This is a genomic window from Sorangium sp. So ce367, assembly GCF_051520455.1.
GTDB lineage: Bacteria > Myxococcota_A > Polyangia > Polyangiales > Polyangiaceae > Sorangium > Sorangium cellulosum_B.
This window is the reverse complement of record NZ_CP150334.1, coordinates 3,174,245-3,190,593: the sequence shown is the minus strand read 5'-3', so window position 1 is coordinate 3,190,593 and position 16,349 is coordinate 3,174,245. Positions and strand designations below refer to the sequence as shown.

At 73.5% G+C, this 16,349-nt stretch carries 8 protein-coding genes and 1 pseudogene; 6 read left to right on the top strand and 3 right to left on the bottom strand.

Annotated elements, in window-relative coordinates; all coding sequences use genetic code 11:
- Positions 1-96 precede the first annotated feature (96 nt).
- Together WME97_RS12410 and WME97_RS12405 are read left to right on the top strand one after the other, a co-directional pair.
- Positions 97-1,827 carry a hypothetical protein gene (locus tag WME97_RS12410; protein ID WP_437552112.1) on the top strand — a complete coding sequence of 577 codons (1,731 nt, stop codon included), beginning with the start codon at positions 97-99 and terminating at the stop codon, positions 1,825-1,827.
- Positions 1,828-2,130: 303 nt separating this feature from the next.
- Positions 2,131-3,171, top strand: coding sequence for a hypothetical protein (locus WME97_RS12405; protein ID WP_437552111.1), 1,041 nt, complete (start codon positions 2,131-2,133; stop codon positions 3,169-3,171).
- On the opposite strand, the gene WME97_RS12400 is transcribed toward WME97_RS12405, so the two are convergent.
- Positions 3,155-4,594: a serine/threonine-protein kinase gene (locus WME97_RS12400; protein ID WP_437552110.1), complete on the bottom strand. Its 1,440-nt coding sequence runs from the start codon at positions 4,592-4,594 to the stop codon at positions 3,155-3,157. The genes WME97_RS12405 and WME97_RS12400 overlap by 17 nt on opposite strands.
- Positions 4,595-4,813: 219 nt before the next feature.
- Between WME97_RS12400 and WME97_RS12395 the strand changes: the two genes are divergently transcribed.
- The 4 genes from WME97_RS12395 (at position 4,814) to WME97_RS12380 (ending at position 12,559) form a co-directional block, all read left to right on the top strand.
- Positions 4,814-8,728, top strand: coding sequence for a protein kinase domain-containing protein (locus WME97_RS12395; RefSeq protein ID WP_437552109.1), 3,915 nt, complete (start codon positions 4,814-4,816; stop codon positions 8,726-8,728).
- Positions 8,729-9,361: 633 nt separating this feature from the next.
- Positions 9,362-9,850, top strand: coding sequence for an SsrA-binding protein SmpB (gene smpB, locus WME97_RS12390; protein ID WP_437552108.1), 489 nt, complete (start codon positions 9,362-9,364; stop codon positions 9,848-9,850).
- Positions 9,851-10,003: 153 nt separating this feature from the next.
- The gene (locus tag WME97_RS12385; RefSeq protein WP_437552107.1) at positions 10,004-11,515 is read left to right on the top strand and encodes a pyridoxal phosphate-dependent decarboxylase family protein; all 1,512 of its coding nucleotides are present in this window, start codon (positions 10,004-10,006) and stop codon (positions 11,513-11,515) included.
- Positions 11,516-11,677: 162 nt separating this feature from the next.
- On the top strand, positions 11,678-12,559 hold the full coding sequence (locus tag WME97_RS12380; RefSeq protein WP_437552106.1) for a hypothetical protein: 882 nt from the start codon (positions 11,678-11,680) through the stop codon (positions 12,557-12,559).
- 11 nt (positions 12,560-12,570) lie between these two features.
- On the opposite strand, the gene WME97_RS12375 is transcribed toward WME97_RS12380, so the two are convergent.
- Positions 12,571-14,577: an amylo-alpha-1,6-glucosidase gene (locus tag WME97_RS12375; protein ID WP_437552105.1), complete on the bottom strand. Its 2,007-nt coding sequence runs from the start codon at positions 14,575-14,577 to the stop codon at positions 12,571-12,573.
- Positions 14,578-15,227: 650 nt separating this feature from the next.
- Positions 15,228-16,337: pseudogene (locus WME97_RS12370) on the bottom strand (ferritin-like domain-containing protein); the annotation flags it as partial.
- Positions 16,338-16,349 lie beyond the last annotated feature (12 nt).

Genomic DNA, 16,349 nt, shown 5'->3' with positions numbered 1-16,349 from the left:
AAAGGGGCGCGATGCGCGGAGAGCGCCGCCGGAAGCGCCGGGGATCCGCGAGGCCCGCCGCCCGGCACGGGCGCTGCAATGGAGATCCGCGACACCATGACGATGCAAGGCACGCCCCGGTACCTGCTCCTGGCACTCCTCGGATCGAGCCCCGCTGCGCTCGGCTGCGTCGCGGCGGCGGACGAAGACTTCCCCGCGCTCGGCGAAGCGGCGCAAGCCGTGCTCAGCGGCGATGAGCCGCCGGCTCCGGCGCCGGCCCCCGATCCGGAGCCGGGCGGCAGCGCCCCGGAGCGTGACGTCATCTCGCTGAACGGCCTCAAAGCCAGCGTCACGCGGGACCCCGACTTCCTCCGCCTTCTCGACCGCCTCAAGCGCGCCCGCCTCGCCGACGGGTCCGAGTTGATCCTCGAGAGCGTGACCGGCGAGAAGGGCGAGCTGCTCAGCAGAGCGATGGCGTACGTGGCGTCTTGCGCCCTGAGCGAGGGGCAAAAGCTCGTCGTAGAGGATCTGCGACAGAACGCGCGCTATCAGTTCGACGGTCTCCACGGCCTTGCCCCGTCCTGGAGCGACAGCGCGCTCACCGATCAAGAGCAGCGCTGGGTGAGCGCGTGCCTGCTCGCGCACGCCAACAAACTCGGCAGACCGGTCCGCTTCTCGCTGCGCGCGCCGCGCGGGACCATCACCCCCGAGGAAGCGATCGACTACACAGCCCAGGAAGCCACGTACTTCGGCGACCTCTTCGGCCTGGAGCCGAAGAGGTTCGCGTGCATCGGCGCGACGATCAACCAGACGGCGATAGAGGGAGGGCGGACTTGCCACGAGTCCAACGAGGAGTGCGAGTTCCACGTCCTTGGCCCCTGCGCCGATAATTGCTCCAGCGACGGGGACATCTTCGGGCAGTGCTGGGACGACGACGTCACGTACCGGGAGGTCGTCACGGTCCACAACCTATCGAAGAACGATCGCCCCCCGACCACGCCTGGGGCAACCGGCGTCGGGATCTTTCGCGCAGGCGCCTGGGCGCTCGATCGCAACGGCAATGGATACGACGGCGACGCCGGGATCAGCTTCGCCGTCACCGGCAACACGCCTGTCGTGGGCGACTGGACCGGCAACGGTCACTCGAAGCCCGGCGTGTTCCGCGACGCCGACGGGATGTGGTTCCTCGATCTGGACGGCAACGGCTGGTCGCCCGGCGTCGATCGGCAGATCCAGTTCGGGCTGCCCGGCGACGTGCCCGTGGTCGGCGACTGGACCGGCTCCGGGCAGACGCGCGTCGGCGTCTTCCGGGCCGGCGTCTGGGTCTTCGATCTCGACGGCGACGGCTACGACGCGTCCGATCACGTCCTCCACTGGGGCAGTCCGGGGGACACCCCGGTCGTGGGGAGCTGGGACGGCAGGGGCAAGACGCGCCCCGGCCTCGTCCGCGTGCTGCCCGATGGATTGATGTACTGGTACCTCGACGCGAGCGGCAAAGGGCTGAACGGCACCTACCGCGCGCTCCAGTTCGGACTGCGCGGCGACGTGCCCCTCGTCGGCGACTGGACCGGCACCGGCCAGACCCGCGTCGGCGTCTTCCGCAACGGGGAGTTCCACCTCGATCTCAACGGCAATGGGTACGACGGCGAGCTGCCCATCCGCCTCGGCCAGGCAGGCGATATCCCCGTGGTCGGGCGCTGGAGCGGCACCGCACGCAGCCTCGTCGGCGCCTTTCGGCCATCGAACGGGACATGGCTCCTCGACATGAACGGCAACGGCTGGGACGGCGCTGACCGCGCCCTCCAGTTCGGCCTCCCCGGCGACGTCCCCCTCACCGGCTCCTGGTGATCGAGAGCGGCGGGCACCCGCTTCGGATACGGGCCCATCTCGACGTTTTCGGTGCTCGGCGTACCGGAGTACGCCTGCGCGCCGAAAACGCCGATCTGGACCCGTCTCCTGTGCGGGTGACCGCCGCTCTGTGACGCAGGGTGGCTGGGCGGAGAGATAGACGCTTTAGGACAACGGACGTGGGACAGCTGATCTCGGGGCCGCGGTGACGCGAGGCGATCGCTGTTCGCAGATAGGCGTGTGTCGTCATGGCGACGATCCGCGCCCATGACCGATGGAACATTGGAGATGAGGATGAAATTTATGAATTCGATGTCGGCCAAGTCCACTACCCTGCTTCTTCTGATCGCCGCTGTCACCGCCGCGGCGGGCTGCGGGGAAGCGCCGATCGACGGCGGCGATGCGATCGAGGGCTCCGTCGGCGAGGCGGACGGCGCGCTCGAGGGCGAGAGCGATGACGGCAGCGACAGCCCGATCTTGCCGCCCATCTCGCGCGTTCGGACCGGCGTCGGGGTCTTCCGGGGGCTGAACAGCTTCGTGCTCGATCGCAACGGCAACGGGTGGGACGGCGACGCCGCAATCAGCTTCTCCGTCGCCGGCAACACGCCTGTCGTGGGCGACTGGACCGGAGACGGTCACGCGAAGCCCGGCGTGTTCCGCGACGCCGACGGGATGTGGTTCCTCGATCTCGACGGCGACGGCTGGTCGCCCCGCGCCGATCGGCAGATCCAGTTCGGGCTCCCCGGCGACGTGCCCGTGGTCGGCGACTGGACCGGCGAAGGCCAGACACGCGTCGGTGTCTTCCGGGCCGGCGTCTGGTACTTCGATCTCGACGGCGACGGCTACGACCCGTCCGATCGCGTCCTCCAATGGGGCAATCCAGGGGACACCCCGGTCGTCGGGAGCTGGGACGGCAGCGGCAAGACGCGCCCCGGCGTCGTCCGCGTGCTGCCCGATGGCATGATGTACTGGTTCCTCAACCTGAGCAGCGATGGACTGGACGGCTCCTACCGCGTGCTCCAGTTCGGCCTGCGCGGCGACGTGCCCCTCGTCGGCGACTGGACCGGCTCCGGCAAGACGCGTGTCGGCGTCTTCCGCAACGGGGAATTCCACCTCGATCTCAACGGCAACGGATACGACGGCGAGGTGCCCATCTACCTCGGCCAGGCCGGCGATATCCCCGTCGTCGGGCGCTGGAGCGGCACCCGACGGAGCCTCGTCGGCGCATGGCGGCCGTCGGACGGGATGTGGCTCCTCGACATGAACGGCAACGGCTGGGACGGCGCTGACCGCGCCCTCCAGTTCGGCCTTCCCGGCGACGTCCCCATCACCGGGAGTTGGTGACCGCGGGGAGGGCGCGCGCGTAGAGCCGCGCCACGGCCCCGGCCGGCGCCGCCTCGATCCCGAGCCCGTCGAGCAGCGCCGGCGTCGCGAAGAGGCCGGCGGGCAGGCCGTCCGGGAGCCACGCCGCGACGTCGAGCAGCGGACCCCCTGCCGGCGCGGCGCCGTCGAAGCGCGCCGGGGCGGCGTGAAGGCACAGCGCGACATGCACCCGCGGATCGCGCGCGGACCGCGCCTCGAGCGCGCCGAGGAGCGCGCGCGCCGCGTCGATCGCCGACCGCCGCGCGGCGCGATCGCCGCCGGGGAGCGCGCCCGGCTCGGCGACGTAGAGCGCGGCGTGGCCGGCCTCGACCGCGGCGCGGAAGCCATGCTCGGCGAGGCACGCCTGGGCGGCGGGGAGGATCGTCTCCAGGTCGTCGAGCAGGCCCGGATCCGCGTCCTCCAGCGCCGCCGCGTCGGCGCGCGCCTCGACGTGGAGGGCGATCGCGAGCCGCTCGGCGCCGGACGGGAGGCCAGCGCGGCCCGCCGCGTCCCGGAGCTCGGCGAGCAGCGCCGCCGCGCCCTGCTGGCGCCGCCCCGGGTCCTTGCTGAGCGCCCGCAGCAGCACCTCGTCGATCGCGGGCGCGACCGGCGCGCGCGCGCTCGGGCGCGCCGGGCGGGCGTGGAGGTGCAGCTGCGGGAGCAGCGTCGACTTCGCCGGAAAGGGCGGCTCGCCGGTGAGCAGGGCGTAGAGGAGCGCGCCGAGCGCGTAGACGTCGGTGCGCTGATCCGTCGGCAGGCCGCGGATCTGCTCGGGCGCCATGAACGCCGGCGTCCCGACCATCTGCCGCGAGCCGGTGATCCCCGGGCCCGGCTCGTCGAGCAGCTTGGCCACGCCGAAGTCGAGGAGCACGACGCGACGCGCGCCGCCTTCGTCCGCGAGGAACACGTTCGAGGGCTTGATGTCGCGGTGCACGATCGCCTGCGCGTGCGCCGCCGAGAGCGCGGCCGCGAGCGGCTCGAGGATCGAGAGCGTCTCGTCGAGCGACAGGCGCCCGGCGGCCGCGAGGTGCGACCGGAGGTCCACGCCGTCGAGCAGATCCATCGCGAAGTACGGGTTCCCGTCCGGGAGCTCGCCGACGTCGTGGACGGCGACCACGTTGGGGTGCCGGATGCGGCCGATCGCGCGCACCTCGCGCGCGAAGCGGAGCGCCGCCTCGCGGCTGGAGACGAGATCGGCGTGGAGCACCTTGAGCGCGCGCGCGGCGCCGCCCCCCTCCGCCGGGACCACGCGATACACCGCGCCCGCGCCGCCGTGGCCGAGCAACGACACGACGATGTAGCCGCCGACGCGATCCCCCGGCGAGAGCGCGCGCCGGTCCCCGGAGGAGCACCCCCGCGCCACGACCGTGGTGATCGGCACAGGCTCGGCGGCGTCGCACTTCACAAGAGATGCAGCGTAGCATGCGGGCCGCGGCCGGGGCGCGCGGAGCACCGCCGGGCGCGCTCCGGACTCCGCTTCTCCTGCTCATCTCATCGCTCGCCGCCCTCGCCCTCGCCCTCGCCCTCGCCCCTCGCCCCTCGCCCCTCGCCCCTCGCCCCTCGCCGCGCTGGACGCCGCCGCTCGAGAGGTCCTTTGCCTCGCTGCCCACGTTGCCACATCCGGGTGTCCGCCTCGCGCCCGTGTCCCCGCGACGGCTTCACGGCGCCCGCGGCCGCGGTCACGGAGGCGGGCGCCGGGGCGCCGTCGCGCATCGAGGGCTTCGCCGTGGGCGGCGAGCTCGGCCGCGGCGGGTTCTCGGTGGTCTGGGAGGCGACGCGCCGCGACGACGGCGCGGCCGCCGCCATCAAGGTGGCGCGCGCCAGCACCGAGCTCGCGCGGGCGCGCTTCGCGCGGGAGGCAGCGGCGATGTCGCGCGCCGGCGCGCCGCCCGCGCCCGCGCTCCACGCGCGCGGGCAGCTCGACGACGGGCGGCCCTACCTCGCGATGGAGCGGGTGCGGGCGCCGACGCTCGCCCGATGGATCGAGGAGCGCGCCGCGCGCCCAGGCGCGGCGGCCGACCCCGACGGCGCGCTCGCCGTGGCCGCGGCGGTGCTCGAGGCGCTCGCCGCCGTCCACGCGCGCGGCGTCGTGCACCGCGATCTCACGCCGGACAACGTGGCGATCGACGCGACCGGGCCCGCCGTGCGCGCGACGCTGCTCGACTTCGGCCGGGCCTGCGCGCTCGGCGGCGGCGCCGCCTCCGCGACGGGCGACGGCGCGGCGTGGGCCGGCGCCGAGCGGACCGGCGCGAGCTTCGCGGTGGGGACGCCCGAGTACATGGCACCCGAGCTGATCCGCGGCGAGGCGGCGGCGGACGCGCGGACGGATCTCTATGCGTTCGGCGTGATCCTCCGCGAGCTCCTCGCGCTGAGGCCGCCCTTCGTCGGCGATCGCAGCGCGATCGAGCACGGCCACCTCCACCTGCGCCCGCCGCGCCTGCCGGAGGAGGCGGGCGTCCCCGACGCGGTGCAGGCGCTCGTCCTCGCCTGCCTGGCCAAGGATCCGGCCGAGCGCCCGCCGAGCGCAGACGCCCTCCGGCGTGCGCTGGAAGCCGCGCGCCTGCGCGGGCTGGACGATGCGCGCCGCCTCGCGCCGGGCGCCGCGCCGGTGGCCGCCGCCGCGCCCGTGGCCGCCACCGCGCCCGTGGCCGCTGCCGCGCCCGCGCCGGCCGAGACTCTCGCCGCGGCCACAGCGAAGGCGCCGGCCGCGGCGCTCATCGCGGAGGGCCGCCGGCTGATGGCGCTCGTCGCCGTCGAGACCACCGCCGACGCCGCGCAGGTGAGCGCCGCCGTCGCGCGGCGCGCGGGCTTCGTGGCGCGGCGCCGCGGTCGGCGCTTCGTCGCGGTCTTCTCGGGCGCCGACGTCGAGGCGCCGCTCGCGGCCGCGCTCGCCGCCGCCGAGGACCTCACCCGCGGCGGGGAAGCGCGCGCCGCAGTCCACCTCGCCCCGCTCCGCAGCCGCCCGCGCAGCGACGGCCCCCCCGCCGTCTACGGCGCGGCGGTGGAGCAGCCCGAGACCTGGATCCCGGGGGGCTCGGGGGATCTCGTGGTGCTCACCGAGGCAGCCGCCCGCGCGCTCCCGCCGGCCCGCGCCGGCGCTGGCGCGGAGGTGGACCTCCTGCGGCCGCGCGCGGGACCGCCGCTCGTTCTCGTCGGCCGCGACGACGTCCTCGACGCGCTCGCCGGCAGCGCCGGCGCCTGCTTCGCGCGCGGCGCGCCGGGGCTGTTCACGCTCCTCGGCGAGCGCGGCCTCGGCAAGTCCCGCCTCCTCGCCGAGGCGGCCGCGCTGGTGCGCCGGCTCCGGCCCGACGCGGCGGTGATCGCCGCCGCCGCGGAGCCGCCCGCTGCGGGGGACCCGGCGCGGCCGCTGCAAGAGCTCCTGCGCCAGGCGCTCGCCGGGGCGCCGCCGGGCGACGAGCACGGCCCGCGCGCGCTCGCCGCCGCGCTGCGCGCGCGGGCGCGCGGCGGGCCGATCGCGGTCGTCCTCGACGACGCGCACTGGGCGCCCGACGGCCTCCTCGACGCGCTCGAGGTCGCCACCCTGGACGGCGAGCGCGGGCCCTGCTGGGTGCTCGTCGCCGCGGATCCGCGGCTCGCCGCCGCGCGCCGGGGGTTCGGCGCGCGCGCCGCCCGGAGCGACGCGCTCACCCTGGCCCCGCTCGACGCGGCCGCCGGCGTCCGGCTCGCCGCCGCGCTCCTCGCGCCCGCGGAGTACCCGCCCGCGGCCGCGCTCGAGCGGCTCCACGGGTGGGCCGGCGGCAACCCCGCGGCGCTCGTGGAGCTCGCGGCCGCGCTCAAGGAGGCCGGCATGGTGCGCCGCGCGCGGACGGGCAGCTTCTACCTCGCCACCGCGGCGCTCGACCGCATCCCGCCCTCCCCCGCGTGGCAGTGGCTCGCCACCCGCCAGCTCGACCTCCTGCCGCGGGAGATCTCGGCGTGCGCCCGGCTGTGCGCGGTCCTCGGCGTCACCTTCAGCGCCGCCGAGATCGAGCGCGTCCAGCGCGCGCTCGAGCGCGGTGGCGGCGCGACCACGCCCGTCGACGCGCGCGCCGGCCTGCGCGCGCTCCGCGACCACGGCCTGCTCGAGCAGCGCGCGCCCGATCGGTTCGCCTTCCGGAGCGCCGCGCTCCGCGACGCGCTCTACGGGATGCTCGACCCGTCGCACCGGGATCGCGTCCACCAGGCCGCGCTCGAGGTGTGGCGGGACGCGCGGGATCGAGGCGCGGACGCGCTCGAGCGCCTCGCCCTGCACGCCGCGGCGGTGGGCGCGCGCGCGGAGGCCGCGGCGGCGTCGATCCGGCTCGCCGAGGCCGCGCTCGCGGCGCACGAGCACGTGGCCGCGGACGCCCATGCAACGCGCGCGATCGACGTGATCGACGCGCGCGAGGCGCCAGGAGAAGCACCGGGAGGTGTGCCCGGCGAGGCGCTCGGCGGCTCGGGCGGCCTGGTCAGGGCGCGCGCGCTCACGCTGCGGGGCGCGGCGCGCTACCCGATCTCGCGCACGCGCGAGGCGCTCGAGGACCTCGCCGCGGCGGCCACCTCCGCGCGCGCGATGGGCGCCGAGGCGCTGCTCTGCGAGGCCCTGCTCGAGGAGGCCGCGGCGCTCGATTGGGACAACGACTTCGCCGGCTCGGCGGCGCGCGTCGAGGAGGCGCGGCCGATCGTCGCGCGCCTCGGCGACCGCCGGCTCTCGCGCCGCTTCCTCGTGGCCGAGGGGCGCTGCGCCTGGCGCCACGCGCGCGTGCCCGAGGCGGTCGAGCAGCTCGGCCGCGGCGCGGCGATGGCCGAGGCGGACGGGGACTACGAGGCGCGCGTCGTCGCGCTCCTCCTGCTCGCGTGCGCGCTGGTGGTGGCCGGTCGGCTCGCGGAGGCCGAGGCCCGCTTCGACGAGGTGATCGCGCTCGCGGCCGGGGCGAAGGACAGCGTCCACCTCTGCGTCGCGTACTGCAACCGGTTCTTCCTGTGGACCGCGATGGAGGCGCTGGACCGCGCGATCGACGATCTCCGGCGCGCGGTCGATCTGGCGCGCGAGGTGGGCAACCCGTGGCCCGAGCGCGCGGCGACCGGCAACCTCGCCGAGCAGCTCTTCTGGAACGGGAGCGACGACGAGGCGCTCGAGCTGGCCCGCCGGGGCCGCGCGCTCGAGGAGCGCTTCATGGAGCGCCCGGTGGTCGAGCTCTCGCTGATGCTCGCCCGGCTCCACGCCGCGCGCGGCGAGGACGCCGAGGCCGCGGCGGCGGTCGCGTGGATCCGCGCGAGCTGCCCGCCCGGCCCGGCGGCGCCGAACGCGCAGGCCTTGCTGGACGCCGTGGCGCTCGCGATCGGCGCGCCCGGCGGCGCGAGCTGGGAGGAGACGCTCGCGCTGTCGCGCGGCCTGCTCCCGATCGAGCGGCTCGAGGCGCTCTACTTCCTGGCGCGCGGCGCCCGCCGCGCCGGCCGGGAGGCCGATGCGCGCGCGGCCTTCGCCGAGGCCCGCCCGCTGCTCCCGTCGGGCCTCTCGTTCGCCCGGCGCTTCGCCGCGCTGGGCATCGAAGGGTGAGTGAACAGGCCCGGCTGCGCTGTGGCATCGCCAGTTCGCGACCCATCGTCCGCGTGGATCCTCCCTGTCTTCCCGGCGGAGCCCTTTTGCCCTCTCGATCCGCCCTCGGACGCCCTCCGCGCTCGCGCGGCCACTTGCGATCAGGGGCCCATCGCTCAACTTGTTCAGCGTCGATGAGGCGCGCTCGCCGCTGAAACGCGGCGATTATCAACGTTTCCCATCGCGCGCACCGATGAGCGACAAACGCCGTGCGCAGGAGAACTGACCATGAACACGCGATGGATCATCTCGATTGTGGCGCTTCTCTCCTCGATAGGGATTGGCGCCGCGGGCCGCGCGGCACACGTGGAGGAGCCTGCGACGAACAATCTGGCATCCGCCGAAGCTCCGGCGAACGGCGCATCGGCGGACACCTCGAGCGTCGATTCGCCGTTCGAAGCGCCAGACCAGTCGTGCAAGCTGGACAACTGTCTCCGCCCTCATGACCCCTGCACGTGCAGTAATACCGGGTGGGCTGGATATTGCGGAACCGGTCCGCACCACCCTGGGTGCCTCTACTGCCGCTGCGATTGACAGAGGCCGGCGGGAACCGTGGTCGCCGGGGCGCGGGCGGTGTCGTGCTAAGATGCCGTCGTGCCGAAGGAAAAGGCCAGGCCTGGCGAGACGCTGATCGCGCGCAACAAGCGCGCAGGCTTCAATTACGACCTCGGCGACCGGTTCGAGGCGGGCATCGTCCTCAAGGGGAGCGAGGTGAAGATGCTTCGCGCCGGCAAGGCCGACTTGACCGACTCGTTCTGCACGGTCCTCCGGGGCGAGGTGTTCTTGCAGGGCGTGAGCATCGCCGCGATGGCCAGCGCCGCCTTCGGCCACGTGCCGAAGGGCGCGCGCAAGCTGCTCCTCCACCGGCGCGAGATCGAGCGCATCGACCTCTCGATCGCCCGCGAGGGGATGACCGCCGTCGCGACCCGGCTCTACTTCAAGAGCGGCCTGGCCAAGGTCGAGATCGCGCTGGCGAGGGGGAAGAAGAGCCACGACAAGCGCGAGACCATCAAGGAGCAAGACGCCGAGCGCGAGATGCGCGCCGTGGTGGTTCATGGACAACGAGGGTACGGACGCGCGTGACGCTCCGGCGAGCTCGCGGAGGATCCAGCTCGGGCGTCGATCGCAGGCCGGCGCCCTCCTGACGAGCCGGCTCGCCTCGCCGGACGTTTTCGCGACGTCTTCGCCCCGAACGCCGCCCGCCGTGGAGCGCGCGATGACGTAGGATGGCGCGCGTTGGCCCGCCCGAAACGCCCGCCGTCAGGTCCCCACCCGCTCGAGCTGCCGGGCGACGCCATGCGCGAGATGGTCGAGCTCGCGATGGACCGCATCGTCCAGCACATCGAGAGCCTGCCGGAGCAGCCGATGCACGCGACGCGGGGAGGCAAGCGGGTCGCGCGCTCGCTCCGCGAGCCGCTGCCGGAGCGCGGCGTGCCTTATGAAAAGCTCCTCCGGAAGCTCTTCGGCAAGCTCATCCCGATGAGCCTGAACACGGCGTCCCCCGGTTACATGGGGTACATCCCGGGCGGCGGGCTCTTTCACGCGGCCGTGGCCGATCTGATCGCGGACGCGGTGAACAGGTATGTGGGCGTCTTCCAGGCCGCCCCCCTGCTCGTGCAGATCGAGGCGAACGTGATCGCCTGGTTCTGCGCCATGCTCGGCCTGCCCGAGGGCTCCGGGGGGATTCTCACGACGGGCGGCTCGCTCGCGAACCTCGTCGCGGTGATCACCGCGCGCCGCGAGCGCCTCCCGCCGGACTTCCTGCGAGGGACCCTCTATGCCTCGGAGGAAGCGCACCACTCGGTGACGAAGGCCGCGCTCCTCGCCGGCTTTCCGCCGGAGGCCGTGCGCGAGATCCCGGTGGACGGGCGCTTTCGCATGCGGGCCGACGCGGCGGCGGAGGCGGTCGCGCGCGACCGGGCGCGCGGCCTCTCGCCTTTCCTCCTCGTCGCCTCCGCGGGCACGACGGGCACCGGCGCGATCGACGATCTGCCCGCCCTCGCCGGCCTCGCCGAGGCCGAGCGCCTCTGGCTGCACGTCGACGCGGCGTACGGCGGCTTCTTCGCGCTCACCGAGCGAGGGCGCGCGGCGATGCGGGGGATCGAGCGCGCCGATTCGGTGACGCTGGACCCGCACAAGAGCCTCTTCTTGCCGTACGGGACGGGCTGCCTCGCGGTGCGCGATCGCGAGGCGCTGCGGCGCGCGCACGCGCTCTCCGCGTCGTACATGCCGCCGATGCAGGCAGAGGACGATCTCGTGGACTTCTGCGCGATCAGCCCCGAGCTGTCGCGCGACGCGCGCGGGCTGCGCGTGTGGCTGCCGCTGAAGATGCATGGGGCCTCCGTCTTCCGGGCCGAGCTCGACGAGAAGCTCACGCTCGCGCGCGGCGCGGCCGACGCGCTCCGGCAGATGGCGCATCTCGAGGTCGTGGCAGAGCCCGAGCTGTCGCTCCTCGCCTTCAGGGCGCGCCCGCCCGGCGTCGACGACGGGCCGGCGCTCGACGCGCTGAACCGGCGCCTCCTCGCGCGGGTGAACGCGAAGCAGCGGGTGCTGCTCACGGGGGTGGTGGCCGGGCGGCGGTTCCTGCTGCGGATGTGCATCCTGAGCTTCAGGACACACGCGGACCGGGTGAACGCGGCGCTCGCCGACGTCGCGTCGAGCCTCGCGGAGGTGCTGGAAGAGCTCCGCGACGGGCCGCTTTCGCCCGCGCGGGGCGGCGATCAGCCCGGAGGAGCGGACGACGACTGAAGGGGCGCAACAGACGCGCTCGCCCGGCGCCGGCTCAGCTGGGTCTCGTGTAACAGCCAACCATCTCGACACCCACCAGCGAGAAGATTCCGAAGCTCGTCATGGTGCTCACGCTGGTTTGGCTCCGGCGATCCCTTTACGATCGGGCCAAGGAGGTTCTTCATGCGCATGCATCGATCTGCCTTGTTCGCGACGCTCCTATCGGCCGTCGCCGCCGCGATGTCCGCCGTGCCCGGATGCGGGGACGACGATGCGCCGGCGCGGACAGGCGGCGATTTCCTCTCCAGCTATGCGAAGGCCCTCTGCGACCGCACGTTCACGTGCTGCGACGCCGCGACCCGGGCCGCGCATGGCCTGGACGCGAGCTCCGCCGACGCGTGCGCCTCGCAGCTCGAGGCGATCCTCGTCGCCGTCAGCAACGGAGGCGAGGTGAAGGGCACCTTCGTCCCGGAGAAGGCGGGGGCGTGCCTCGCCGAGGTGGACGCGGCCCCCTGCGCCGAGATTGAAGTACTGGGCGTGCTTCTGGGGGTGAACGCCAAGTTCACGCCGTCCTGCCGCGAGGCGTGGGACGGCGCCGTGCCGGAGGGCGGGACGTGCGGCAACGACTGGGACTGCGCCCGGGACCGCTGCGTGCGCACCGTCGACGCGAGCGGGCAGGCGACGTCGGCGTGCAAAGCGAGCGCTGCGGCCGGAGAGCCATGCTCGTCGAGGTTCGACTGCGACGAGGCGCTCCGGTGCGACCAGCCCTCACCGCCCGACGCGGGGACGTGCGCGCCACGGCTCGCCATGGGCGAATCGTGCAAGGGAAGCCTTGACTGCCAGGAGGAGCTTCGCTGTAGCCAGGACGGGACGTGCCAGGCGCGCGAGCAGGCGGGCGGCCCATGCGCGTCGGACGAGGACTGCGCGGACGGCACGGCGTGCGAGGGCGATTCGTGCGCGCCGCTCGGCGCCGCCGGCGCGCCCTGCTCCGCCGATTCGGACTGCGCGTCCTTCGCGTGCAGTGATGCGACAAGCACCTGCGCAGACGTCTGCAAGGGCGAGTGATGATCAGGATCTCACGGCGATAGAGCTCCGGGCAACGCCGCCTGGTCGAGGAGCGTGAAGGCGCGGAGCACCTCGGCGACGCTCCACGCCTGAGCGATGCAGCCGCGCGGCGCGAAGGGGGCGTCACCATCGAAGATCTCGCTGATCGAGCCGAGGCCGGCGGCGTTGATGTGGTCGCCCATCGGCGCGAGCAGCCGGCGGGCTGCGTCGGGATCGCCATAAACGCGGAGGTGCGCCTCGATGAACGGGCCGATGAGCCAGGCCCAGACCATGCCCTGGTGGTAAGCGGCGTCGCGGCGCTCCTGATCGCCGCCGTAGACCCCCTGATACGCCGGATCCGACGGGGCGAGCGAGCGCAGCCCATACGAGGTCAGGAGCGCCCGCGCGCACGCGTCGACAACGGCGCGCTGTCGCTCGGGGGAGAGCAGGCTCTCGGGGAGCGACACGGCGAAGATCTGGTTCGGCCGGAGCGCCGCTTCGGCGCCGCCGGGCCCATCGAGGACGTCGTAGCAATAGCCTGCAGCTTCGTTCCAGAAGCGCTCGAAGGACGCGAGGGCCCTCGCCGCCATCCCCTGATACGGCTCGGCGGGCTCGCCGAGGCGGGCGGCGAAGGCGACCATCGCCCGCAGCGCGTTGTACCAGAGGGCGTTGATCTCGACCGGCTTGCCGATGCGCGGCGTGATCACGCGATCGCCAACCTTGGCATCCATCCAGGTGAGCTGGACGCCGTCCTGTCCGCCGCGGAGCAGGCCGTCGCCCGGGTCAACCTGGATCCCATAACGCGTGCCCCGGATATGCCAGTCGACGATCTCCCGCAGCACCGGGAACAGATCGCGCAGGAGCCCGTCGTCGCCTGTCGCCTCGTGACAGGCGCGGATGGCCTGGAAGTACCAGAGCGTGGCATCCATCGTGTTGTATTCGGGGTGCGCGGCGCCGTCGGGGAACCGGTTGGGCAACATCCCCTGATCCACGAAGGCGGCGAACGTGCGGAGGATCGGCGCGGCGATGCTCGCCTGTCCTGTCGAGAGCGCGAGGCCGGGGAGGCTGATCATCGTGTCGCGGCCCCAGTCCTCGAACCAGGGATAACCGGCGATGACGCTCTTGCCGGGGCTGCCGCCGGGGGCCTGCGCGCGGTCCACGATGAACTGGTCGGCGGCGAGGACGAGCTGCGAGACCCAGCCGGGGGCGGCGGCCGCGCCCGGCGGCCGCGCCCCGCTCCACGCCGAGAGGAGGGCCCGATCGCGCGCGCGGCGGCGCGGGAGGGCCTCCGGATCGACAGCGGTGGTGCCGTCTCCGGCGGCGGCGAGGAACACCACCGTCTCGCCCGGCAGGAGGGTCGCCTCGAAGGTCGCGACGTGGAGGTGGTCGTCGCGATCGAGGAGCCCGCGCGCCGTCTCGGCCGGGAGCGCGAAGCCGCGGTAGAGCTCCGTCGCGGGGGTGGCCGCGCCGCCTTCCAGCTTGAGGAACAGCGGCAGCGCGTCGCCGGCCGTGACGACGCGGACGCCGCCCGAAGCGGCGCTGACCTCGGCCGGCCACGCGACGGTGCCTGTGTTGTGGAAGACGCGGTTGTTGGCGATGGCGCGCGCGGTGAGGCGCAACGGCTCGCGGGCCTGGAGCGCGGTGTAGGCGACGTAGGTGGTGTTCTTGCCGTGCTCCATCCAGACGCGCTTCTCGAGCAGCGCGTCGGCGCAGGCGTAGCGCCAGCAAGGGATCGAGCCCTCGAGCGCGAAGTGCTCGATGTTGACGAAGCCGCTCGGCGCGACGGCGCCGCTCGCCCAGCGGTTGGTCGCGAGGTCCCAGGCCGCGTCGCGGTAGGTGACGGTCTCGTCGACCTTGACCAGCATCAGCCGCCGATCGACGGGCGGCCGCAGGGCGGCGACGAGCAGCCCGTGGTAGCCGCGCGTGAGCGAGCCGGCCACCGTCCCGGAGCCATAGCCGCCGATGCCGTTGGTGACGAGCCACTCGCGGTCTTCGGCGATCCTCAGGTCGCCGCAGATCTCCCTCCCCATCCCGACCATGCGCTCCTCCTCCGGGACTTCTATCGCCTACCGAACCGGCTCGACGCAACCCTCGAATTCGCCGACGGGCCCTCGGTCGGCCTCGGACTCGGCCGATCCCTCCCGACACCACGTTGCCCCCCCGCGGCGCGCTATCGCTCGCCGACGACAGGCAGCGACCTGCGCGCCGGCGTGTCCTCGGAGGACGGGATGCGCGGCGGATCGGCCCACGACCCGAACCCCTGCGGCTTGGCTCCGGCGGGGTGACCGCCGATCGCCGTCCACAGCAGCCCCTCCACGTACGAGGACGGCGAGACAACGAACGTCACGTCCTTCGGCGCGGGGCCGTAGGCCTCGGTCCAGGCCGTGGGCAGCTCGTACCAGACGCCCGAATACCACATCTTGATGATGTTGCGGGCGATGGGCCCGAGCTTCTCGTGGCCGAAGATCTCCCGGCGCAGGAAGGCGTCACGCGCCTGGCGGTCGCTCCCCTGCCCCGCCCCGCCGTGGATCGCGAGCAGCTCGTCCACCACGGCGGCGCCGACGACATCATCGGCGGACTTCAGATACGCCTCGGCCTGTCCTGTCCCATGCAGATCGAACACGGCAAAGGCGGTCACCTCCGCGGAGAAGGCGAGGAATCGATCGAGGCGGCTCGACGCCGCGCTCGCGCCGGCGACCGCGGCAGGGGCGTCCGCGTCAGGGTGGAGCTCGAAGGTCGGCGCGGCGGTGAACTCGCTGTTCGGCAGCGGGTTGCGGATCAGCTGGGTGATCAGGTTGCGGAACTCGAACATCTGCGGCACGGCGCTCATCAGCAGCGCCGGCTCGCCGTTGTAGGCCCGCGTCAGGGTCTCGAGGAACTTCGCGTAAGCGCGGTTGAAGGCCACCGCCATGTCGTGCAGCTCGGAGCCGGCCGGCAGCTCGGCCAGCTTGACGTCCGTCTTGATGGGATATGCGCCCTTCCAGTCGACGGTGAACGCCGGCCCGGTCGGCTGGCCCGGCTGGTCCCCTGGCTGGTAGTAGCGCCCCTGGGTGAGCTGTTCGAAGCGGTAATAGTGCGACAGCTCCTTTTCCCGGTCGTAGATGCTGGACTCGGTGCCCTCGCCCTGCTCCATGATAAGGCGGATGGCCCGGCGCGCGCTCGCCAGATCGATCACGGGCAGCAGCTCGCCGCCGCCGGAATAGTAGTACTCCGGGGTGATCTGCCGCCCGCGATCGCCGGTGAAGATCGTCTCGCCCCGAGCCTGCGCCTCCGCCTCCAGGCGCACGAGGCCGTCCTCGATCGCTGCGTAGAACTCGCCGATGCTGTAGTACTGCATCTCGGAGTCCTCGGGGTGCGCGCCCAGCACCGTGGCGCCGGCCGGGGCGGCCTTGCGGACGAGCCGCCCGCCTGCCTTCTTCGGCCGCTCGATCTTCTTGAAGGTCTCGATGGCCTCGATGCCGAAGGGGGCGATGTGGACCTGGAAGTCGGTCTCGCCGTCCGGCAGGTAGGCGGGGTAGCTGGGCACGAAGCCCTTGACCGTCAGATCGGGCGCGCCCTTGACGGCGTTCAGCAGGTTCGCCGCGAGGGTCAGGTGGAGCATCTCCTCCACCGCCACCACGCGCAGGATGTGGACGGCATCCGGGTTGGTCCCCGGCTTGATCGAGTAGAGCGCCGCGAGGTACGGCGGGATCGTCGCGTGCTCCAGCTGGAGCGCGTGCTGCAGGTAATGGTGCAGCTCGGTGAGGGTCTCGATCTTGTTGCGCGGCGCGGGAGGTTCGGATCGTCTGGAGTTGATCATGGGCGGACCTCG

What these genes read in the sequence shown, in the direction of transcription:
- WME97_RS12375 (WP_437552105.1), bottom strand. Translation starts at nt 14,577, where the DNA reads ATGGTCGGGATGGGGAGGGAGATCTGCGGCGACCTGAGGATCGCCGAA.
- WME97_RS12405 (WP_437552111.1), top strand. Translation starts at nt 2,131, where the DNA reads ATGAATTCGATGTCGGCCAAGTCCACTACCCTGCTTCTTCTGATCGCC.
- WME97_RS12410 (WP_437552112.1), top strand. Translation starts at nt 97, where the DNA reads ATGACGATGCAAGGCACGCCCCGGTACCTGCTCCTGGCACTCCTCGGA.
- WME97_RS12380 (WP_437552106.1), top strand. Translation starts at nt 11,678, where the DNA reads ATGCGCATGCATCGATCTGCCTTGTTCGCGACGCTCCTATCGGCCGTC.